Annotated in this window: 19 protein-coding genes; 7 read left to right on the top strand and 12 right to left on the bottom strand. The window is 70.2% G+C overall.

Annotated features, from left to right (window positions below; translation table 11 throughout):
* Positions 1-8 precede the first annotated feature (8 nt).
* The 7 genes from ABIA33_RS26815 to ABIA33_RS26785 form a co-directional block, all read right to left on the bottom strand.
* Positions 9-410 carry a cytidine deaminase gene (locus ABIA33_RS26815; RefSeq protein ID WP_370085123.1) on the bottom strand — a complete coding sequence of 134 codons (402 nt, stop codon included), beginning with the start codon at positions 408-410 and terminating at the stop codon, positions 9-11.
* On the bottom strand, positions 407-1,660 hold the full coding sequence (locus ABIA33_RS26810) for an ABC transporter permease (protein WP_370085121.1): 1,254 nt from the start codon (positions 1,658-1,660) through the stop codon (positions 407-409). Before ABIA33_RS26810 ends, ABIA33_RS26815 begins: the two co-directional genes overlap by 4 nt.
* Complete coding sequence (locus ABIA33_RS26805; RefSeq protein ID WP_370085119.1) at positions 1,657-2,826, bottom strand: ABC transporter permease; 1,170 nt, start codon at positions 2,824-2,826, stop codon at positions 1,657-1,659. The genes ABIA33_RS26810 and ABIA33_RS26805 overlap by 4 nt, the downstream gene beginning before the upstream one ends.
* Before the next feature lie 2 nt (positions 2,827-2,828).
* Positions 2,829-4,556 (bottom strand): ABC transporter ATP-binding protein, encoded by a 1,728-nt coding sequence (locus ABIA33_RS26800; RefSeq protein WP_370085117.1) that lies wholly within the window; start codon positions 4,554-4,556, stop codon positions 2,829-2,831.
* A 53-nt stretch (positions 4,557-4,609) separates the two neighbouring features.
* The gene (locus tag ABIA33_RS26795; protein WP_370085115.1) at positions 4,610-5,677 is read right to left on the bottom strand and encodes a BMP family protein; all 1,068 of its coding nucleotides are present in this window, start codon (positions 5,675-5,677) and stop codon (positions 4,610-4,612) included.
* Between the two features lie 157 nt (positions 5,678-5,834).
* Complete coding sequence (locus ABIA33_RS26790; protein WP_370085113.1) at positions 5,835-7,058, bottom strand: amidohydrolase; 1,224 nt, start codon at positions 7,056-7,058, stop codon at positions 5,835-5,837.
* Positions 7,059-7,316: 258 nt separating this feature from the next.
* The gene (locus tag ABIA33_RS26785; protein WP_370085112.1) at positions 7,317-8,900 is read right to left on the bottom strand and encodes a methylmalonyl-CoA mutase; all 1,584 of its coding nucleotides are present in this window, start codon (positions 8,898-8,900) and stop codon (positions 7,317-7,319) included.
* Between the two features lie 163 nt (positions 8,901-9,063).
* Here ABIA33_RS26785 and ABIA33_RS26780 point away from each other — a divergent pair, with 163 nt between their 5' ends.
* The 6 genes from ABIA33_RS26780 (at position 9,064) to ABIA33_RS26755 (ending at position 14,453) form a co-directional block, all read left to right on the top strand.
* Complete coding sequence (locus ABIA33_RS26780) at positions 9,064-9,831, top strand: SDR family NAD(P)-dependent oxidoreductase (protein ID WP_370085111.1); 768 nt, start codon at positions 9,064-9,066, stop codon at positions 9,829-9,831.
* Positions 9,832-10,177: 346 nt separating this feature from the next.
* Positions 10,178-10,747: a 2-oxo-4-hydroxy-4-carboxy-5-ureidoimidazoline decarboxylase gene (locus tag ABIA33_RS26775; protein ID WP_370085242.1), complete on the top strand. Its 570-nt coding sequence runs from the start codon at positions 10,178-10,180 to the stop codon at positions 10,745-10,747.
* A gap of 286 nt (positions 10,748-11,033) precedes the next feature.
* A complete protein-coding gene (sdhC, locus tag ABIA33_RS26770) occupies positions 11,034-11,411 on the top strand; it encodes a succinate dehydrogenase, cytochrome b556 subunit (RefSeq protein WP_370085110.1) in 378 nt (125 codons plus the stop codon).
* A gap of 8 nt (positions 11,412-11,419) precedes the next feature.
* Positions 11,420-11,881, top strand: coding sequence for a succinate dehydrogenase hydrophobic membrane anchor subunit (locus ABIA33_RS26765; protein ID WP_370085109.1), 462 nt, complete (start codon positions 11,420-11,422; stop codon positions 11,879-11,881).
* A 26-nt stretch (positions 11,882-11,907) separates the two neighbouring features.
* Entirely contained in the window at positions 11,908-13,662 is a 1,755-nt protein-coding gene (gene sdhA / locus ABIA33_RS26760) for a succinate dehydrogenase flavoprotein subunit (protein ID WP_370085108.1), read from the top strand.
* Complete coding sequence (locus ABIA33_RS26755) at positions 13,662-14,453, top strand: succinate dehydrogenase iron-sulfur subunit (protein WP_370085107.1); 792 nt, start codon at positions 13,662-13,664, stop codon at positions 14,451-14,453. The genes sdhA and ABIA33_RS26755 overlap by 1 nt, the downstream gene beginning before the upstream one ends.
* A 57-nt stretch (positions 14,454-14,510) precedes the next feature.
* On the opposite strand, the gene ABIA33_RS26750 is transcribed toward ABIA33_RS26755, so the two are convergent.
* Positions 14,511-14,759 carry an SCO4848 family membrane protein gene (locus ABIA33_RS26750; RefSeq protein ID WP_370085106.1) on the bottom strand — a complete coding sequence of 83 codons (249 nt, stop codon included), beginning with the start codon at positions 14,757-14,759 and terminating at the stop codon, positions 14,511-14,513.
* Between the two features lie 83 nt (positions 14,760-14,842).
* Here ABIA33_RS26750 and ABIA33_RS26745 point away from each other — a divergent pair, with 83 nt between their 5' ends.
* Complete coding sequence (locus tag ABIA33_RS26745) at positions 14,843-16,102, top strand: D-alanyl-D-alanine carboxypeptidase family protein (RefSeq protein WP_370085105.1); 1,260 nt, start codon at positions 14,843-14,845, stop codon at positions 16,100-16,102.
* Between the two features lie 50 nt (positions 16,103-16,152).
* Here the strand turns inward: ABIA33_RS26745 and ABIA33_RS26740 are convergent, their stop codons facing one another.
* From ABIA33_RS26740 to ABIA33_RS26725, 4 genes are all read right to left on the bottom strand, one after another.
* Positions 16,153-16,386 (bottom strand): hypothetical protein, encoded by a 234-nt coding sequence (locus tag ABIA33_RS26740; RefSeq protein ID WP_370085104.1) that lies wholly within the window; start codon positions 16,384-16,386, stop codon positions 16,153-16,155.
* On the bottom strand, positions 16,386-16,862 hold the full coding sequence (locus ABIA33_RS26735) for a hypothetical protein (RefSeq protein ID WP_370085103.1): 477 nt from the start codon (positions 16,860-16,862) through the stop codon (positions 16,386-16,388). The genes ABIA33_RS26740 and ABIA33_RS26735 overlap by 1 nt, the downstream gene beginning before the upstream one ends.
* Positions 16,863-16,961: 99 nt before the next feature.
* Positions 16,962-18,404 carry a sensor histidine kinase gene (locus tag ABIA33_RS26730; protein WP_370085102.1) on the bottom strand — a complete coding sequence of 481 codons (1,443 nt, stop codon included), beginning with the start codon at positions 18,402-18,404 and terminating at the stop codon, positions 16,962-16,964.
* Complete coding sequence (locus ABIA33_RS26725) at positions 18,401-19,108, bottom strand: response regulator transcription factor (protein ID WP_370085101.1); 708 nt, start codon at positions 19,106-19,108, stop codon at positions 18,401-18,403. The genes ABIA33_RS26730 and ABIA33_RS26725 overlap by 4 nt, the downstream gene beginning before the upstream one ends.
* Positions 19,109-19,496 lie beyond the last annotated feature (388 nt).

The following is a 19,496-nucleotide window of genomic DNA, read 5'->3' as shown; positions in this document are numbered from 1 at the left end:
GGAAGGGTTCAGAGCCGTTCCGGACCGAAGGCGTCCGGGAGCAGCTCTGCGAGCGGACGGATGCCGGAGACCGACTCCACCAGCAGTTCCGCGCCGCCGTGCTCCCACAACAGCTGGCGGCAGCGCCCACAGGGCATCAGCGGCGCACCGTCGCGGTCGCAGCAGGTGAACGCGACCAGTCGTCCGCCGCCGCTGAGCAGCAGCGCCGAGACGAGCCCGCACTCGGCGCACAGGCCGAGCCCGTAGGAGGCGTTCTCGACGTTGCAGCCGCTGACCACGCGCCCGTCCTCGACCAGCGCCGCCGCACCCACCGGGTAGCCCGAGTACGGCGCGTACGCGCGGGACATGGCCTGACGCGCGGCGGCCCGCAGGCCGTCCCAGTCGACTGCGGCCGCGTCCGTCGCCGTCACTTGCCCTGCCCCTTGCGGAAGGGAATGCCGTCCGCCTTCGGCGGGCGAAGTCGCTGGGAGGCGAAGGCGAGGACCACCAGGGTGATCACGTAGGGCGTGGTGGACACGATCTGCGCCGGCACGTCCTTGGTCATGGCGAACCAGAGCGCGAACATCGCCGCGGCCACCAGGCTGAAGAGCGCGCCGACGTAGCTCTTCCGCAGCAGCATCCGGATCGCGATTCCCAGCAGCAGCACCGCGACCGCGAGCAGCAGCGCGTGGACCGCGTCGCTGCCGCGCAGTTGCAGGCTGTCGGTGTAGCCGAACAGGCCCGCGCCCATCGCCAGACCGCCGACCCGCCAGTTGCCGAAGATCAGCGCGGCGAGGCCGATGTAGCCTCGGCCGCCGGTCTGCCCGTCCTGGTAGATGTTGGAGCTGACCATCACCAGGTAGACGCCGCCGAGCCCGGCCAGCGCGCCGGAGACGATGACGGCGATGTACTTGTAGCGGTAGACGTTGACGCCCAGCGACTCGGACGCCGTCGGGTTCTCACCGCAGGAGCGCAGCCGCAGGCCGAAGGGCGTGCGCCAGAGCAGGTAGTAGGTACCGACGAACAGCACCGCCGCGAGGACGACCAGGATGGAGAGGCCGGTCACCAGCGCGCCCAGGATGCCCGCCAGGTCGGAGATCGCGAACCAGTGGTGTTTCTCGATCCCGGTGAGCCATGGCGAGATGCCGGGGATGTTGATGGTGGGCAGGGGCTTCAGCGGCGGGGACTGCTTGGAGCCGACGACCGGGTAGAAGGTCAGCTTGGCCAGGTAGCCGGTGACGGCCGGGGCCAGGATGTTGATGGCAACACCGGAGACGACGTGGTCCACGCCGAAGGTGACGGTGACCACGGCGTGCAGCAGGCCGCCCAGCGCGCCGCCCGCCATACCGAGAACCACGCCGGCCCAGGGGCCCCAGTGCCAGCTGCCCCAGGCGCCGAAGAAGGTGCCGAGGATCATCATGCCTTCGAGGCCGATGTTGACGACCCCGGACCGCTCGGCCCACAGGCCGCCGAGTCCGGCCAAGCCGATCGGCACGGCCAGGCCGAGCATGCCGCCGATCTGGCCGGCGGAGGTGAGGTCGTTGGCGCCGGTCCCGGCGCGGACCGCGAACAGTGCGAGCAGCAGTCCGGAGATGAGCAGCAGCAGCCGCGGCGTGGTGAGCTTGCCGCTCGCCGACTTCGCCCTGCTCACGGCCTTGTTGACGTTGGTGGGGGCGCTCATGCCGCCGCCTCCTTCTGCTGCGGGGACGCGGTGCCGGACTGGGCGGCGAGCTCGCGGCCGACCTTCTGCTGCTGGCGCTTGAGGCCGTAACGCCGGACGACCTCGTAGGCGACGACGACGGAGACCACGATGGTGCCCTGGATGATGCCGACGATCTCGGTGTCGAAGCCGTCGAAGGTGAGCTGGCCTCCGGCCCGGTCGAGCGAGGCCCAGAGCAGCGAGGCCAGCGCGATGCCGACCGGGTTGTTGCGGCCCAGCAGGGCGACCGAGATTCCGATGAATCCCCACCCCTGCGGGAAGGTGAGGCCGTAGCTGAAGGACTCGTGCAGCAGTTCGGGCACGCCGATGAGTCCGGCCATGCCGCCGGAGATGAGCATCGCGGTGACGATCATCTTCTTGACGTTCACGCCGGAGGCCTGCGCGGCGCCGTCGGACTGCCCGGTCGTCCGCAGGTCGAAGCCGAAGCGGGTGCGCGAGAGCACCAGGTGGAACGCGACGCCCATCAGCGCGGCGATCACGATGAAGCCCCAGATCGGCCCGCCGTAGGAGCTGAAGGTGAAGAAGTGGGCGCTGGTGGGCAGCACGGCGGTGGTGACGTCGTTGCTGCCGGGGTTGTTGGCGGCCAAGCGGCCCGGTTGCAGCAGGAAGGCGATGATGCCGCTGGTGGCGATGAAGTTGAGCATGATCGACGAGATCACCTCGTTGACGCCGCGGGTCACCTTGAGCACGCCCACGATGCCCGCCCACGTGGCGCCGACCAGGACAGCCACGACGATGATCACGATGATCCGCAGCGCGCCCGGGAGGTGCAGCGTGCCTCCGACGTAGGCGGCGAAGAAGGCACCCATTCGGTACTGGCCCTCGACGCCGATGTTGAAGAGGTTCATCCGGAAGCCGATGGCCACCGCGAGACCGGCCATGTAGTAGATGGTTCCGCGGTTGAGGATGTAGACGGTGCTGTCCGGCTTGACGTCGTAGCTGAAGATGTCCGAGATCGCCAGGACCGGGTTCTTCCCGGAGATCAGCAGCACGATCGCGGTCACCAGGCCGGCGAACAGCACGGCCAGCACCGGGGCGGCCACGCCGAGGAGGACCTTCTCCCAGTCGATCCTGGCGAACCGGGTGGACCGGGCGCGGGGGTTGCGCCCCGAAGTAGTGGTTTCCATGGCTACTCCCCCGCCTGGTTCGTGGCGGTGTCGCTGTCAGTGCCGTTGTCGGCGTGGTCGAGGTGACCGGAGGCGGCACCGGTCATGGCGGAGCCGAGCTCCTCCGGAGTGACCGCGGCCGGATCGGCTTCGGCGACCAGGCGACCCCGGTAGATCACCTTGAGGGTGTCGGAGAGGCCGATCAGCTCGTCGAGGTCGGCCGAGATCAGCAGGACGGCGAGCCCGTCGCGCTGCGCGGCGCGGATCTGCCCCCAGATCTGGGCCTGCGCGCCGACGTCCACGCCCCGGGTGGGGTGCGCAGCGATCAGCAGCTTGGGCTTGTGGATCATCTCCCGGCCGACGATCAGCTTCTGCTGGTTGCCGCCGGAGAGCGAAGCCGCGGTGACCTCGATGCCCGGCGTGCGGACGTCGTACTCGCGGACGATGCGCTCGGTGTCCCGGCGCGCGGCCTTGGGGTCGATGATGCCGTGCCGGCTGTTGGGCGGCTCGGTGACGTGGCCGAGGATGCGGTTCTCCCACAGCGGCGCTTCCAGCAGGAGCCCGTGACGGTGGCGGTCCTCGGGGATGTAGCCGATGCCGGCCTCGCGCCGGGCGCGGGTGGCCTCGGCGCTGATGTCCCGGCCGTCGAGGGTGATGACGCCCTCGTCGAGCTTGCGCATCCCCATGATGGCCTCGACCAGCTCGGCCTGGCCGTTGCCCTCGACGCCGGCGAGGCCGAGGATCTCGCCCTTGTGGATGGTGAAGGTGATGCCGCCGAGCACGCTGCGCTCGACGCCGTCCGGGTCGGTCTCGCTGAGGCGCAGCCCGGACGCGTCGAGCATCGGCTCGACGGTGACCGTGGACTCGCGCGACTCCGGCGAGGGGAGCTCGCTGCCGACCATGAGCTCCGCGAGCTGACGTGAGGTCACCTGGCGCGGGTCCACACTGGCGACGGTGGTGCCGCGGCGGATGACGGTGATCGCGTCGGCGACCGAGAGCACCTCGTCCAGCTTGTGCGAGATGAAGATGACGGTCAGGCCCTCGGACTTGAGCTCTCGCAGGTTGTCGAAGAGTGCGTCGACCTCCTGGGGCACCAGGACGGCGGTGGGCTCGTCCAGGATCAGGGTGCGGGCGCCGCGGTAGAGGACCTTGAGGATCTCGACGCGCTGGCGGTCGGCGACACCGAGCTGCTCGACCAGGACGTCGGGGCGGATGCCGAGGCCGTAGGCGTCGGAGATCTCCCTGATCCTGGCCTTGGCCCGGCCGCCGATGCCGTGCAGCTTCTCCGCGCCGAGGACGGTGTTCTCCAGCACGGTCAGGTTGTCCGCCAGCATGAAGTGCTGGTGGACCATGCCGATCCCGCGCTTGATCGCGTCGGCGGGCGAGTGCAGTTCGGCGCGTTCCCCGTCGACGGTGATGGTGCCCTCGTCGGGTCGCTGCATCCCGTAGAGGATCTTCATCAGTGTCGACTTGCCCGCGCCGTTCTCACCTACGAGAGCGTGCACGGTGCCGCGTTGAACCGTGATGTCGATGTCGTGGTTGGCCACGACGCCAGGGAACCGCTTGGTGATGCCGCGCAGCTCGACAGCGGCCGGCGAGCCTGCGGTGGGTGACGGAGTGGCGGCGTTGATGGCGCGCTCCTGGGTGAGTCCGGGCGGGCGAAGAAGAGGCGAAGAAGTGTCGCACCGGGGCGACGGTGAAGAGAAGGCTGAAGAGAAGAGCGAAGAGAAGGGGGTCCGAGGGGGACGCATGTGCGCACCCCACGGACCCCCTTTCCACAGGCGGCGAAGCGACTAACGGAACGTCACTTCACGGTGGTGGGGACAACGACCTTCTTGGAGGTGATGTCCGCGGTGGCCTTGTCCAGCTGGGCCTTGATGTCGTCGACGAACCCACCGGAGGTGGAGTAGCCCACGCCGTTCTTGTCGAGGCTGAAGACCTGCGTGCCGGTGAGCGGCGTACCGGACTTGACCGACTGGATGTAGTCGTAGACGGCGACGTCCACGTTCTTCAGCGCGGAGGTCAGGATGCTGCTCTTGTACTGGGCCAGACCCGGCAGGTTGTACTGGTCGGAGTCGACGCCGATGGCCCAGGCGCCGGGCTGTGCGTGGACAGCCTCGATGGCGCCGTTGCCGGAGCTGCCGGCCGCGCTGTAGATCACGTCGGCACCCTGGGACAGCATGCCCTGCGCGGCCGCCTTGCCCAGGTTCGGCGAGGAGAACCCGGCGAAGTTGCCGGCCGGGGTCAGGTACTTCACCAGCACCTTGTCGGACGGCTTGACGGAGGCGACACCCGCCTGGAAGCCGGCCTGGAACTTGTGGATCAGCGGCACGTCCACGCCGCCGATGAAGCCGACCGTGTTGGTCTTGGACTTCAGCGCGGCGGCGACGCCGACCAGGTAGGAGCTCTGCTCCTCGGTGAAGACCAGGTTGGTGATGTTCGCCGCGGTGTTGCTCGCGTCGTCCACGATGGCGAACTTGATGTTCGGGTACTTCGCGGCCTCGGTCTTGAGCGCTGCGGAGTAGGCGAACCCGATCGCGATGATCGGGTTGTAACCGTTCTGGGCCAGCTGGTCCAGGCGCGAAGCGCGGTCGGCATCGCTGTCCGTGGGGGTGGCCTGGAGTTCCTTCGTCTGAATCCCGAAGTCGGTCTTCGCCTTGTCCAGGCCCCGGCCGGCGGAGTCGTTGAAGGAGAAGTCACCGCGGCCGCCGACGTCGTAGGCCATACCGACCTTCAGCGTGCCAGCGACAGATGCGGTGGAAGCAGAGGGGGAGCTGCTGGAGGCAGTCGAGTTGCTGCCACAAGCTGCGAGGGAAGCCATTCCGAGGGAGCCGCTGAGCACAACCGCGGCGATCTTGGTAACCCGGCGCAAGGGATTCTCCTTGGTCGACGCGCACCTAACCGGCGCGGATTGAATGCGACGTTAACGCGCGTAGAACACGATTGTGTTACGCCGGGCCGGGCGTTATCAGATCGTCGCAAACAGCCCGTACCGGAATCCAGCGTACCGCTTCTACGCACGCTGTCGATCATCCCAGCGCGAGCGCCGCGAACAGTTCCACTCCGATGCCGATCGCACCCTCGTCCACGTCGAACGACCCCTGGTGGAGGTCGCGTGAACCCGTCTCGGCCGGACTCCGGACGCCCAGTCTCGCCAGCGCGCCGGGGGCGTGTTCCAGATACCAGGAGAAGTCCTCGCCGCCGAGGCTCTGCTCGGTTCCCTCGACCCGCCCGGGGCCGAAGCAGTCCTCCATCGCCCCACTGATCATCGCCACCGAAACGGCCTCGTTCACCACCGGAGGCACACCCCGGTGGTAGTCGAGCACCCACTTCGCCCGGTACGTCTCGGCGATCTGGCCGACCAGCTCGTCGATCGCCCCCGGGGCCTCGCGCCAGCCGTCCAGCTCCAGGCAGCGGACTGTCCCCTCCAGCTCCGCGTGCTGCGGGATCACGTTCGCTGCGGAGCCGCTGGCGATCCGGCCCCAGACCAGGCTCACGCCCCAGCGCGGGTCCATCCGCCGGCCGAGCGCGCTCGGCAGCTCGGCGGCGGTCTTGGCGACGGCCGTCACCAGGTCCGTGGTCAGGTGCGGACGGGCGGTGTGGCCGCCGGGGCCGTCCAGGGACAGCCGCAGCAGGTCGCAGGCGGAGGTGATCGCGCCGACCTTCAGCCCGATTCGGCCCATCTCGACCTTGGGATCGCAGTGCACCGCGAAGATCCGTTCAACCCCGTCCATCCCGCCGGCCGCGATCACGTCGAGGGCACCGCCCGGCATGAGCTCCTCGGCAGGCTGGAAGATCAGCCGGACCGGACCGGACAGCCGCCCCTCGGCCAGCGCCTCCGCCAGCACCAGGGCGAGGCCCAGCACGACGACCGTGTGCACGTCGTGGCCGCAGGCGTGCGCCCGGCCGGGGACGGTGGAGCGGTAGGGCACGCTCTCGGGCTTCGCGTCGTCGATCGGCAGCGCGTCGATGTCCGCGCGAAAAGCCGTCAGCGGGGCGGTCGCTGACACTCCCTCGGGCCGGATGTCGCAGATCAGCCCGGTCCCTCCGGGGAGCATCCGGGGCGCGAGACCGGCCTGCTCGAGCCGTGCCTTCAGCAGTGCGGTCGTCCGCACCTCCTGCCGCCCCAGCTCGGGGTGCATGTGCAGATCACGGCGGATCTCGGTCAGCTCGGGAAGGTGCGCCTGCACGCGCGCACGAAGACCGAAGGGGCGGCGGGAGGGGGCGGACGCACCGTCAACTGGCTGGCTCACCTCGGCAAGCCTACGGCTCTGGGGCGGCTGGGGCAGGAGATCGCAGGAATCCGTGCCGCCGGAAGGGGAGGAAGTCCCCCGCTCGGCGCATAGTCCGATCGCTGATGGGTATGACATCGTGTTTGCACCCCTCCCTGCCGCACCCGCTCATCCGGCCAACGAGCGCACGACGAAGAGGGCACGGCTGACCCCGAGTGATCTGGATCACCCGGGGTCGGGATGCGTGCGGAAGCCGCGGACCTCCAGCAGCCGCAGGGCTCAGAAGCTGTCCACGGGGATGTACGTCCCCCACACCTCGCGCAGCGCGTCGCAGGTCTCGCCGACGGTCGCGCGGGCGGCCAGCGCCTCCTTCATCGGGTAGAGCACGTTCTCGGCCGGCGTCTCGGCCGCCCGCCGCAGCGCGGTGAGCGCCCGGTCCACCGCGGCGCTGTCCCGGTCGGCGCGCAGCTTCGCCAGCCGCTCGGCCTGCTGCAGCTCGATCGCCGGGTCCACCCGCAGCGGCTCGTACGGGTCCTCGGTCTCCTGCTGGAAGCGGTTGACGCCGACCACGGTGCGGCGGCCGTCGTCCGTCTCCAGGGCGACCTGGTAGGCGCTGCGCTCGATCTCGGCCTTCTGGTAGCCGCGCTCGATGCCGGCGACCGCGCCGCCCATGTCCTCGACCTTGCGCATCAGTTCCAGCGCGGCGGCCTCGACCTCGTCGGTCATGTGCTCGACGACGTAGGAGCCCGCGAACGGGTCGACGGTCGCGGTGATGTCCGTCTCGTAGGCCAGCACCTGCTGCGTGCGCAGCGCCAGTCGGGCGGACTTCTCCGTGGGCAGGGCGATGGCCTCGTCGAAGGAGTTGGTGTGCAGCGACTGGGTGCCGCCGAGCACCGCGGCCAGGGCCTGGACCGAGACCCGGACCAGGTTCACCTCGGGCTGCTGGGCCGTCAGCTGCACTCCCGCGGTCTGGGTGTGAAAGCGCAGCATCTGGGACTTGGGGTTCTTGGCGTTGAACTCCTCGCGCATGACCCGGGCCCAGATCCGGCGGGCGGCCCGGAACTTGGCGACCTCCTCCAGCAGGGTCGTCCGCGACACGAAGAAGAAGGAGAGGCGCGGTGCGAAGTCGTCGACGTCCATGCCCGCGGCGACGGCGGTGCGCACGTACTCGATGCCGTTGGCGAGGGTGAAGGCGATCTCCTGCGCGGGCGTCGCCCCGGCCTCGGCCATGTGGTAGCCGGAGATCGAGATGGTGTTCCACTTGGGGATCTCGGCGCGGCAGTACTGGAAGATGTCGGAGATCAGCCGCAGCGAGGGCTTGGGCGGGAAGATGTAGGTGCCCCGGGCGATGTACTCCTTGAGCACGTCGTTCTGGATCGTCCCGGTGAGCTGCGTGGACGGCACCCCCTGGGCCTCGCCGACCAGCTCGTACATCAGCAGCAGCAGCGAGCCCGGCGCGTTGATGGTCATCGACGTGGAGACCTCGCCCAGCGGGATGCCGCCGAACAGCACTCCCATGTCGTCCACCGAGTCGATGGCCACACCGACCTTGCCGACCTCGCCCGAGGCGATCTTCGCGTCGGAGTCGTAGCCCATCTGGGTCGGCAGGTCGAAGGCGACGGACAGGCCCATCGTGCCGTTGGCGATCAGCTGCTTGTAGCGCGCGTTGGACTCGGCGGCCGTCCCGAAGCCGGCGTACTGGCGCATCGTCCACGGCTTGCCGGTGTACATGCTCGGGTAGACGCCGCGGGTGAACGGGTACCGGCCCGGCTCACCCAGCTTGGTCGCCGGGTCCCAGCCCTCCTGCGTTGCCGGTCCGTAGACGGGCTCGATGGGCAAACCGGACTCCGACAAGCGGGCCATGAGGGTCCTCCGCAGAGAATATATGGGTGTTAGCGGCGATTAACGTCCACTTCGCTACGCACTGTAATGATGCCGCAATCCCGGGAACAGACGCAGCCGCTGGGAGGTTCCTCACACCGGCCTACGATGCTCCGGGCACGTAGTCGACCGGAGGAGTGACGTGATGGCAGGTCGGTTCGAGGGCAGGGTCGCCGTGGTGACCGGCGCCAGCAGCGGTATCGGGGCGGCGACCGCGCGGCGGCTGGCCGAGGAGGGCTTCCGGGTGGAGCTGCTCGCCCGGCGGTCGGACCGGGTCGAGGCGCTCGCGAAGGAGATCGGCGCCGCGGGCGGTCAGGCGAGCGCCCACACCGTGGACGTCATCGACCGCGCCGCCGTGGACGCCTTCGCGGCCTCGCTCGACCGGGTCGACGTGCTGGTCAACAACGCCGGCGGGGCGTTCGGCGCCGACTCCGTGGAGCAGGGCGACCCGGCCGACTGGCGGCAGATGTTCGAGGTGAACGTGCTCGGCGTGCTCCACATGACCCAGGCGCTGCTGCCCGCGCTGCGCGCCAGTGGCGACGGCACGGTGCTCGTGCTCTCCTCCACCGCCGCGTTCACCGCCTACGAAGGCGGTGGCGGCTACGTCGCGGCCAAGGCGGGCGCGCACGCGATCGCCGGGACACTGCGGCTGGAACTGGTCGGCGAGCCGATCCGGGTGATCGAGATCGCCCCGGGCATGGTGAAGACCGAGGGCTTCGCGCTCACCCGCTTCGACGGCGACGCGGCCCGGGCCGCCTCGGTGTACGCGGGCGTGGCCGAGCCGCTCAGCGCCGAGGATGTGGCGGACACCATCGCCTGGACGGTCACCCGGCCGGCCCATGTCAATGTGGACCTGCTGGTGGTCCGACCTCGCGCACAGGCGGCCCAGCACAAGATCCACAGGGAGCCGTAGACGCAGCCGGCGTTCACCGCAGCGAAGCCGTCCCATCATTCGACCGTAAGGGTCTCGACTTGATAGCCAATTCGAGTGAATCCTTATGCGGGGGCAGACGATGTCAGAGACTCGGAACGCCATGTGCCAACCGGCATTCAAGCCCCCATTGCCCCCGTTCACCCCTTCCGCACCCCGGAACCGGAACTGTCACCCCGCCGTCGCACCCGTCGAAAGCAGGGCAGGAGGCCGCGGCGAACTGCACTAGCCTCGCGCCGCGCCCCTACCCCTGCCCCGCTCGACTGAGGAGGACCCGCTGGCCAGTGAGATTCCGGCGCAGCCGGGCACATCCGATGCGCCCGTGCCTGTGTCCGTGACCGCACCCGCAGCTGTCTCCGTACCTCCTGTGTCCGCGCCCGTACCAGTGAACGGGAACGGGGGCAGGCCGTCCGGGCTGCGGAGGTTCAACGAGGCCACGATCGGCGCTGCCGAGGAGGCTCTGCTGGCGTGCTGCGGCAGCCGCCGTTGGGCGCTGCGGCTGGCCCTGCACCGCCCCTACCCCACCGTCTCCTCGCTGCTCGCGGCCGCGAGCGAGGCGTCGTACGACCTGTCGTTCGCGGATCTGACGGAGGCGCTCGCGGACGAGAGCTCCATGCCGCAGCCGCTGCTGGGGATGCGGGCACCGGGCAGCCACGCGGCGCACACCGCGTTGCAGGCGGCGCACGCCGCCTATGAGGCGCGTTTCGGTCATGTGTTCGTCGTGTGCCTGGACGGCTGTCCGGCGGAGGAGATGCTGGACCAGGTACTCGTGAGCCTGCGGGCGCGGCTCGCGAACGACCCCGACGAGGAGCGCAGTACAGCCGCGGAGGAGCTCCGGCGGATCGCGCTGAGCCGCCTGGAGCACCTGGTCGCGTCTCACGCCTCGGCGGCTTCGTGAGACGGCAGGGGTGATCTCCCCCACATCCGCGCCAGCGGCCTGACCTGCTCTCACGTCGGGCCGAGCGGCTCAGCCGCAGGCCGTCGCGGGCGGATCCACTCGGCGGCGGCCACAGGATCACGACCTCATTACGCCGCGCAGGGCTGTTTGATCACACCGTGTACCCCCGGCGGGCTCCGCCCCTGTTCCCGTGGCTACGATGGCCAGGGCCGGTGGACCATACCCGGCCGGGCCGACCGACGCTGATGCCGGACGAGCCCCCGCCCCGCTTCCGGAGGGTTGTTCCGTGCCGGCTGGAACGCTGTACCGCGGCCGGGAAGGAATGTGGTCGTGGGTGGCTCATCGAGTCACCGGCGTCCTCATCTTCTTCTTCCTGTTCGCCCATGTTCTCGACACCGCTCTCGTCCGCGTCTCACCGCAGGCGTACAACAGCGTGATCGCGACGTACAAGACCTGGCCCGTCAACCTGATGGAGTACGGCCTCACGGCCGCCATCCTGTTCCACGCGCTGAACGGCCTCCGGGTCATCGCGGTGGACTTCTGGGCGAAGGGTCCCAAGTACCAGCGGCAGATGCTGTGGACCGTCGTGACCGTGTGGGTGATCACCATGGCCGGGGCGTTCTACCCGATCCTGCGTGAGACCCTCCGTACCTGGTTCGGGTGAGGCTGAAGATGGCTATCGAGACTGACAACGTCGAGCTCACGCACACGAGCACCGACCCCGGCGCCTTCCTGATCGAGGCACCCCGGACCCGCACCAAGCGGACCGGGCGCACGTCCCGCACCAACTTCGAGATGCTGGCGTGGCTGTTCATGCGCCTCTCCGGCATCATCCTGGTGTTCCTGGTGCTGGGTCACCTGATCATCCAGCTGGTGCTGGACGGCGGTGTCACCAAGATCAGCTTCGCGTTCGTCGCCGGTCGCTGGGCGTCCCCGTTCTGGCAGGTCTGGGACCTGCTGATGCTGTGGCTCGCGATGCTCCACGGCGCGAACGGCATGCGCACGGTCATCAACGACTACGCGGAGCGCGACACCACCCGCTTCTGGTTGAAGGTCCTGCTGGTGACCGCCACGGTCTTCACCGTGCTGCTGGGCACCCTGGTGATCTTCACCTTCGACCCGAACATCAGCTAGCGCGACGGACGAGGCAGCAGACTGACATGCAGGTACACAAGTACGACACAGTCATCGTCGGCGCCGGTGGCGCCGGTATGCGCGCGGCCATCGAGTCGACCAAGCGCAGCCGCACCGCCGTGCTGACCAAGCTCTACCCCACCCGCTCCCACACCGGCGCGGCCCAGGGCGGCATGGCCGCCGCCCTCGCCAACGTCGAGGAGGACAACTGGGAGTGGCACACCTTCGACACCGTCAAGGGCGGTGACTACCTGGTCGACCAGGACGCCGCCGAGATCCTGGCGAGGGAGGCCATCGACGCGGTCCTCGACCTGGAGAAGATGGGCCTGCCGTTCAACCGCACGCCCGAGGGCAAGATCGACCAGCGCCGCTTCGGCGGCCACACCCGCGACCACGGCAAGGCGGCCGTCCGCCGCTCCTGCTACGCGGCGGACCGCACCGGCCACATGATCCTCCAGACGCTGTACCAGAACTGCGTCAAGGAGGGCGTGGAGTTCTTCAACGAGTTCTACGTCCTCGACCTGCTGCTCGCCGACGTGGACGGGGTCAAGAGGACCGCCGGCGTCGTCGCGTACGAGCTGGCGACCGGCGAGATCCACGTCTTCCAGGCGAAGTCGGTCATCTTCGCCTCGGGCGGCAACGGCAAGTTCTTCAAGGTGACCTCCAACGCGCACACGCTGACCGGTGACGGCCAGGCCGCCGCGTTCCGGCGCGGGCTGCCGCTGGAGGACATGGAGTTCTTCCAGTTCCACCCGACGGGCATCTGGCGGATGGGCATCCTGCTCACCGAGGGCGCGCGCGGCGAGGGCGGCATCCTTCGCAACAAGGACGGCGAGCGCTTCATGGAGAAGTACGCGCCGGTCATGAAGGACCTGGCGTCCCGTGACGTCGTCTCCCGCGCGATCTACACCGAGATCCGCGAGGGTCGCGGCTGCGGCCTCGACGGCGACCACGTCTACCTGGACCTGACCCACCTTCCGCCGGAGCAGCTGGACGCCAAGCTCCCGGACATCACCGAGTTCGCGCGGACCTACCTCGGCATCGAGCCCTACACGGACCCCATCCCGATCCAGCCGACCGCGCACTACGCGATGGGTGGCATCCCCACCAACGTCCAGGGCGAGGTGCTCATGGACAACGACACCGTCGTCCCGGGCCTGTACGCCGCGGGCGAGGTGGCCTGCGTGTCCGTGCACGGCGCCAACCGCCTCGGCACCAACTCGCTGCTGGACATCAACGTCTTCGGGCGCCGGGCCGGCATCGCCGCCGCCGACTACGCGTCCACCGCCGACTACGTCGAGCTGCCGGAGAACCCGGCCGCGCAGGTCGTGGCGCAGCTGGAGCGGATCCGCAACGGCAACGGCTCCGAGCGCGTCGTGGACATCCGCAGCGAGCTGCAGCAGTCCATGGACACCAACTCGATGGTGTACCGCACCGAGCAGACCCTGAAGCAGGCGGTGGCCGACATCGCCGCGCTGAAGGAGCGCTACAAGAACATCTCGGTGATGGACAAGGGCAAGCGCTACAACACCGACCTGCTGGAGGCCGTGGAGCTGGGCAACCTGCTCGACCTGGCCGAGGTCACGGCGGTGTCCGGGCTCGCCCGCAAGGAGTCGCGCGGCGGCCACTTCCGCGAGGACTTCCCGACCCGCGACGACGTCAACTTCATGCAGCACACCATGGCGTACCGCGAGGTGGACGCTGACGGCAAGGACAGCATCCGCCTGGACTACAAGCCGGTCGTGGTGACCCGCTACCAGCCGATGGAGCGTAAGTACTGATGAGCACCCCCACGATCGACGCCCCCGCCAACGGTGCAGCGCACTCCGCCGGCCTCGACGCCGCCGAGAACGGCAAGGTCGAGCTGATCACCATCACCCTCCGGATCCGCCGGTTCAACCCGGAGGAGCACCCGGACGCGGTGTGGGTGGACTACCAGCTCACCGTGGACCCGAAGATCCGCGTCCTGGACGCGATCAACACGGTGAAGTGGGAGCAGGACGGCACCCTGACGTACCGGCGCTCCTGCGCCCACGGCGTCTGCGGCTCGGACGCCATGCGGATCAACGGCAAGAACCGGCTCGCCTGCAAGACGCTCATCAAGGACGTCAGCCCGGACAAGCCGATCACGATCGAGCCCATCAAGGGCCTGACGGTCCTGAAGGACCTGATCGTGGACATGGAGCCGTTCTTCCAGGCGTACCGCGACGTGATGCCGTTCCTGATCACCACCGGGAACGAGCCGACCCGCGAGCGGATCCAGTCCGAGGCGGACGTGCAGCGCTTCGAGGACACCACCAAGTGCATCCTCTGCGCCGCGTGCACCACCTCGTGCCCGGTGTTCTGGAACGACGGCCAGTACTTCGGCCCGGCGGCCATCGTCAACGCGCACCGGTTCATCTTCGACTCGCGTGACGAGGGCGCCGAGCAGCGCCTGGAGATCCTGAACGACCGCGAGGGCGTCTGGCGCTGCCGTACGACCTTCAACTGCACGGACGCCTGCCCGCGCGGTATCGAGGTCACCAAGGCGATCCAGGAAGTGAAGCGGGCGCTGGTCACCCGCCGCTTCTAGCTTTCGGGCAGAGCCACCACCAGGGGCGCGAGGCTGAGCCTCGCGCCCCTGGTGGTGCTACGTCGTCTGCCTGGAGCTGCGCAGCGAGCGCAGGCCCAGGGAGCCCACGACGACGCCCAGCAGCAGTGAGGCCAGGGCGAGCAGGGCGTGGATCCAGAAGTAGGCGGTGGGCCGGGAGTGGTCCCCGTGTACAAAGGCCAGTCCCTCTCCGTCCGCCCAGAGGTTCTTGAAGAAGGTCACCCAGATCCAGACCGACCAGACGCCGAAGGCGGTCAGGAACCAGGAGGCACGACGACTCAGTCTCATGGTCCAAGTATGGGCGGCGGCCGGACGGGCGGTTTTCAGCGGGGGTTGGTCCGGCGCGCAGAACGATTGGGTACGGTCTATCGGTGCACATCGAACTTCGTAGTGTCGGGTCCACAGCAGCCTCCTGTATCGCGGCTCTTGCCGTCGGACTGGCCGGCGCGGCTCCTGCCGCAGCCGCCCACAGAGCGACGCCGAGAGCGAGCTCCACCCCGGTGCGGCTGCCGCCGGCGCAGATGTCCACCGTCGGCGGTGACCGGCTGGGCCGCGCCGGTGTGCAGGTCGATCCGCAGGAGGGGGCACCGGCGGTACCTGTCAAGGTGTCAGCGCTGGCCTGGATGGTCTCCGACGCCGACTCAGGTCTGGTGCTGGCGGCGAAGAACCCGCACTGGCAGCTGCCGCCGGCGAGCACCCTGAAGACGCTGTTCGCGGACACCGTACTGCCGAAGATCCCCTCCACCGCCCTGCACATGGTCACCGGCTCCGACCTGGCCGGGATGGGCGAGGGCAGCAGCGAGGTCGGGGTGCTCCCCGGCCAGACGTACCGGGTCTCCGACCTCTGGCTGGGCGTCTTCCTGCGCTCGGGCAACGACGCGGTGCACGTACTCGCGGCGATGAACGGCGGGGTGCCCGCGACGGTCACCGCGATGCAGGCCGAGGCACGCGCGCTGGGCGCGAACGACACCCATGTGGTGTCGCCGGACGGCTACGACATGCCGGGACAGGTGTCCTCGGCGTACGACCTGAGCCTGTTCGCACGGGCCGGGCTGAAGAACGCCGACTTCGCCCGCTACTGCGCGACCGCGCGAGCCCAGTTCCCGGGCGGCCCCAACACCAAGGGCAAGCCCTTCGAGATCGACAACACCAACCGGCTGCTCTCCGGGATCGACGGCGTCGCTCACTACGACGGCCTGATCGGCGTGAAGAACGGTTTCACCACCAACGCGGGCAACACCCTGGTTGTGGCGGCGAAGCGGGGTGGCCGCACGCTGGTGGTGAGCGTGATGAACCCGCAGGACCACACGTACAACTCGGTCTACACCGAGGCCAGGCAGTTGCTCGACTGGGGCTTCGCCGCCGAGGGCAGGGTCACCCCGGTCGGCAGTCTCGACGCTCTCGCTGCGGCCGCGGCGCCGGGCACCTCCACCGGTGCGCGACCCGCAGGACCCGACAAGGCGGCGAGCGGCCCGCTCGGCGTACCGAGCGGGTCCGGCAGCGGCCTGCTGGGCTGGACCGAGACGGTGGGGGTCGTGGCGCTGGCCGGGGCCGCCTGCGCGTTCCTGCTCGCGCGCCGGCGGCGGGGATCCGGCCGCCGCCGGACCCCGCTGCCGGACGCGGTGGACTGAGACCGAGGGGGCGACCGGGCTGACTCCGCCGGCCTGGCCCGCTGAGTCGGCTACTGCTGGGTGGGGTCGCTCGCCGCGTCGGAGTCGGCGGCGTCCGCCGCGCTCTGGGCCGCGTCGACCTTCTGCTGCAACTGCTGCTGGGTCGGCTGGCCCGGCTGCGTCTGCGCGGTGGAGCTCGTGTCGGCGGGCGCCGGCGTGGCGCTGGTGGCGCCGTGCGCGCAGCCGCTGAGCAGCAGGGCTGCGGTGACCGCCGCCAGCACCAGGGCGGGAGGCCGACGGCGCATCAGGAGCCGGCCTTGCCGTTGTTGTTGGCGGCGCACCAGGTCTGAACCTGCTTCAGGTCAGCCTGGCGCTCGGTCAGCGTGGCGACCAGGCCCTTCCGCGTGGTCAGCCGGTCGTTGAGGTAGGTCTCGATGGCGGTGTGACCCGCCTTGTGGGCGTTCTCGACGCGCTGCTGGAGCCGGGCGATGGAGCCGGCTTCGGTGACCGGACCCGCCAGCCGGGCGAGCTCGCGGGTGATCCGCGTGTCGATCTTGGTCGCGCGCAGGCAGATGCCGTGGGCGCCGTCGCCCTTGGGACCGGCCTTCTGGGCGCTCGCGCCGGGCGTGCTGCCGGCGGCGCTCGCGGGGACGGCGCTCGCGCCGAGCAGCGTGCCGGCGAGGGCGAGCCCGGCGAAGGCCGAGGCGAAAGTCTTCAGAGGCGCAGCGCGAAGCGCTTCGATGGAAGGGTGGCGGCGGGCGACGGGCGGGCGGTTGGGCATGGCAGGTCTCCTCCATGTGGTCGGGGCACGGTTGACGCCCCGTCTGTGAGGAGCCTAGAAAGCGTCCTTGTGGAATCTTTGTGGCTCTTCCCCGAGGGCTCAGGCCCCGACCCTGAGCCAGTCCCGGCGCAGCTGAAGGGTGACCGATGCGGGTGCCAGCGGCAGCCGTACCTGGGCCCGGGTGCCCCGTCCCGACGGGGGCTCGCCCAGCCGAACGGTCCCGCGGTGCAGGGCGATCTGCTGGGCCACCAGGGTCAGGCCGAGGCCGGATCCCGGGCTGCCGGGCCCCCGCTGGAACCGGGCGAACACCGCCTCGCGCTGCGCCGCGGGGATGCCGGGCCCGGTGTCGTCCACGGTGAGCAGCGCCTGCTCGCCGTCCGCCCGTACCTCGACCTGGACGTGCGTCCTGCCGTCCGGTCCCTGTCCATGGACCAGCGCGTTGACCAGCAGGTTGTCGATCACGATGCGCAGACCCGGCTCCCAGCCGCGCAGACGCAGCGACGACTCCGAGCGCAGGGTGATCACCGCCTGCGGCTGGAGCCTCCGGGCGTCGGCGACGGCGGCTTCGACCAGCTCGGCGAGGTCGACGGTGCCGAACGCGTCGGCCTCGACCAGGTCGCCCTGAGCGAGCGAACGCAGCGCGACCAGCGTGCCCAGCAGCCGGGCGTGCTCGGCATGGAGGTCCTCCAGGACCTCCGCGCGTTCCAGCGGTCCGAGATCGGGATGGTCCGCGAGGATGTCCAGGTTGGTGCGCATGCTCATCAGGGGCGTGCGCAGCTCGTGGGAGGCGGAGGCGGCGAAGGCGCGCGCCGTGTCCAGGGCCTCGGCGGTACGGGCGGCCTGCTCGTCGTAGCGCTCCAGGACCGATTGCAGGGTTCCGGCCAGCTCGTCGACCTCGGTGATGTGGGTGGGCCTGTGGCTGAGTCGGGTGGCCGGGTCGTCGGGGTCGAGGCCGCTGGTGCGCCGCTGCAGGGTGCGCAGCGGGCGGGCGGCCCGCTCGGCGACGAGGTAGGAGAACAGCCCGCCGAGGGGTGCGGCGACCAGTGCGACCAGGACGATCCGGCCGCGTACCGACCCGACCTCGTCGTTGACGACGGAGGCCGGGGAGAACAGCCACAGGGTGCCGCCGGGCTGCGGCGCGAGCCCGGTGACCGGCTGGGCGAGCGCACGCCAGGCGGTGCCGCCGGAGCGGACGGTCAGCGGCACGTCGGGGGCGGCGTGGGGCAGCACGGAGCTGTCCGGCTGCGGGCCCTCCTGGACCAGGACGGTGCCGTCAGCTGCGATCAGCCGGATGCCCATGTCGAGGGCGGCGGCGCTGAGGTGGTGCTGCTGGGTCGCCTCCTGGCGTGCCCGTCCGGTGTCCGCGGCGCGCAGCACGGTCCTGGCGCTGACCAGTACGGCGGCGCTGCGTTCGCGCAGCCGACCGTCCTGCCCCGCGTGCAGGTCCCGGCCGACCAGGCCGATCAGCAGCAGCCCGGCTAGCAGCACGAGCACCGGCACGATCGCGGCGGTGACCAGGGCGATCCTGGTGGCGAGTCTCATCGTGCCGCCGCCTCGCTGCGCAGGACGAAACCGACGCCGCGGACGGTGTGCAGCAGGCGGGGCCGGCCGCCCGCCTCGAGCTTGCGGCGGAGGTAGCTGACGAAGGTGTCGACGACGTCGGTGCGGACGTCGAAGTCGTAGCCCCAGACCCGTTCGAGCAGCTGGTCGCGGGTGAGCACGAGCCCGGCGTTGCGAGCGAGGACTTCGAGGAGCTCGAACTCCCTGCGGGTCAGTTCGACCGGGGCCCCGCAGTAGCGGACCTCCCTGGTCGCGGGGTCGACGCTGAGGGCGCCGACGGTGAGGGTCACGTCGGGGCGCGGGGGCCTGCGGCGCAGCAGGGCGTGCAGGCGGAGGACGAGTTCCTGCAGGGCGAAGGGCTTGACCAGGTAGTCGTCGGCGCCGGCCTGGAGCCCGGCAAGGCGGTCGTCCAACTGGTCGAGTGCGGAGAGCATCAGCACGGGGGTCTCGTCGCCCTGGGCGCGGAGCCTGCGGCAGACCTCGGTACCGGTGAGGTCCGGCATGGACACATCGAGGACCAGCACGTCGGGCGGCGTCTGCGGCTGCCCCTGCAGAGCGGCGAGCGCGGCGTGACCGCCGTCGGCGAGCGCGACGGTGAACCCGCTGAGCCGCAGGCCGCGCTCCAACGACCGCCTGATCGCCGCGTCGTCGTCAACGACCAGCACCCTGCCGTGGCGCTCCACCATGCCTCCCACCTGCCTCAATCCGCGCTTGTGCGGAGCCACCCTCTCACCCGCGAGCAAGAGAGGGCCATGCCTTCCATGAGATTCCGCAGGACCCGCAGAGCGGCGCGGCGGAGCGGGGAGCGGAGCGGAGCGGGGCGGAGCGGGGCGGAGCGGGGCGGAGCGGGGGGCGAAGCGCGGAGCAGGGCGGGGGGCGGAGCGGAGCAGGGCGGGGGGCGGAGCGGAGCGGGGGGCGGAGCGGAGCGGGGCGGGGCGGGGCGGGGCGCAAGGCGGGGCGGGGCACAAAGCGGGGCGGGGCACAAAGCGGGGCGGAGCACAAAGCGGGGCGGAGCACAAAGCGGGGCGGAGCACAAAGCGGGGCGGAGCACAAAGCGGGGCGGAGCACAAAGCG

Source organism: Streptacidiphilus sp. MAP12-16 (genome assembly GCF_041262165.1).
GTDB lineage: Bacteria > Actinomycetota > Actinomycetes > Streptomycetales > Streptomycetaceae > Streptacidiphilus.
Note: the sequence above shows the minus strand (reverse complement) of the source record. Positions and strands in the feature narration are given on the sequence as shown.

Excerpts from the sequence above, each read along its gene's own strand:
- sdhA (WP_370085108.1), top strand. The coding sequence starts at position 11,908 with ATGCAGGTACACAAGTACGACACAGTCATCGTCGGCGCCGGTGGCGCC.
- ABIA33_RS26730 (WP_370085102.1), bottom strand. The coding sequence starts at position 18,404 with ATGAGACTCGCCACCAGGATCGCCCTGGTCACCGCCGCGATCGTGCCG.
- ABIA33_RS26755 (WP_370085107.1), top strand. The coding sequence starts at position 13,662 with ATGAGCACCCCCACGATCGACGCCCCCGCCAACGGTGCAGCGCACTCC.
- ABIA33_RS26810 (WP_370085121.1), bottom strand. The coding sequence starts at position 1,660 with ATGAGCGCCCCCACCAACGTCAACAAGGCCGTGAGCAGGGCGAAGTCG.
- ABIA33_RS26785 (WP_370085112.1), bottom strand. The coding sequence starts at position 8,900 with ATGGCCCGCTTGTCGGAGTCCGGTTTGCCCATCGAGCCCGTCTACGGA.
- ABIA33_RS26780 (WP_370085111.1), top strand. The coding sequence starts at position 9,064 with ATGGCAGGTCGGTTCGAGGGCAGGGTCGCCGTGGTGACCGGCGCCAGC.
- ABIA33_RS26765 (WP_370085109.1), top strand. The coding sequence starts at position 11,420 with ATGGCTATCGAGACTGACAACGTCGAGCTCACGCACACGAGCACCGAC.
- ABIA33_RS26800 (WP_370085117.1), bottom strand. The coding sequence starts at position 4,556 with ATGCGTCCCCCTCGGACCCCCTTCTCTTCGCTCTTCTCTTCAGCCTTC.
- ABIA33_RS26750 (WP_370085106.1), bottom strand. The coding sequence starts at position 14,759 with ATGAGACTGAGTCGTCGTGCCTCCTGGTTCCTGACCGCCTTCGGCGTC.
- ABIA33_RS26740 (WP_370085104.1), bottom strand. The coding sequence starts at position 16,386 with ATGCGCCGTCGGCCTCCCGCCCTGGTGCTGGCGGCGGTCACCGCAGCC.
- ABIA33_RS26735 (WP_370085103.1), bottom strand. The coding sequence starts at position 16,862 with ATGCCCAACCGCCCGCCCGTCGCCCGCCGCCACCCTTCCATCGAAGCG.
- ABIA33_RS26725 (WP_370085101.1), bottom strand. The coding sequence starts at position 19,108 with ATGGTGGAGCGCCACGGCAGGGTGCTGGTCGTTGACGACGACGCGGCG.
- ABIA33_RS26805 (WP_370085119.1), bottom strand. The coding sequence starts at position 2,826 with ATGGAAACCACTACTTCGGGGCGCAACCCCCGCGCCCGGTCCACCCGG.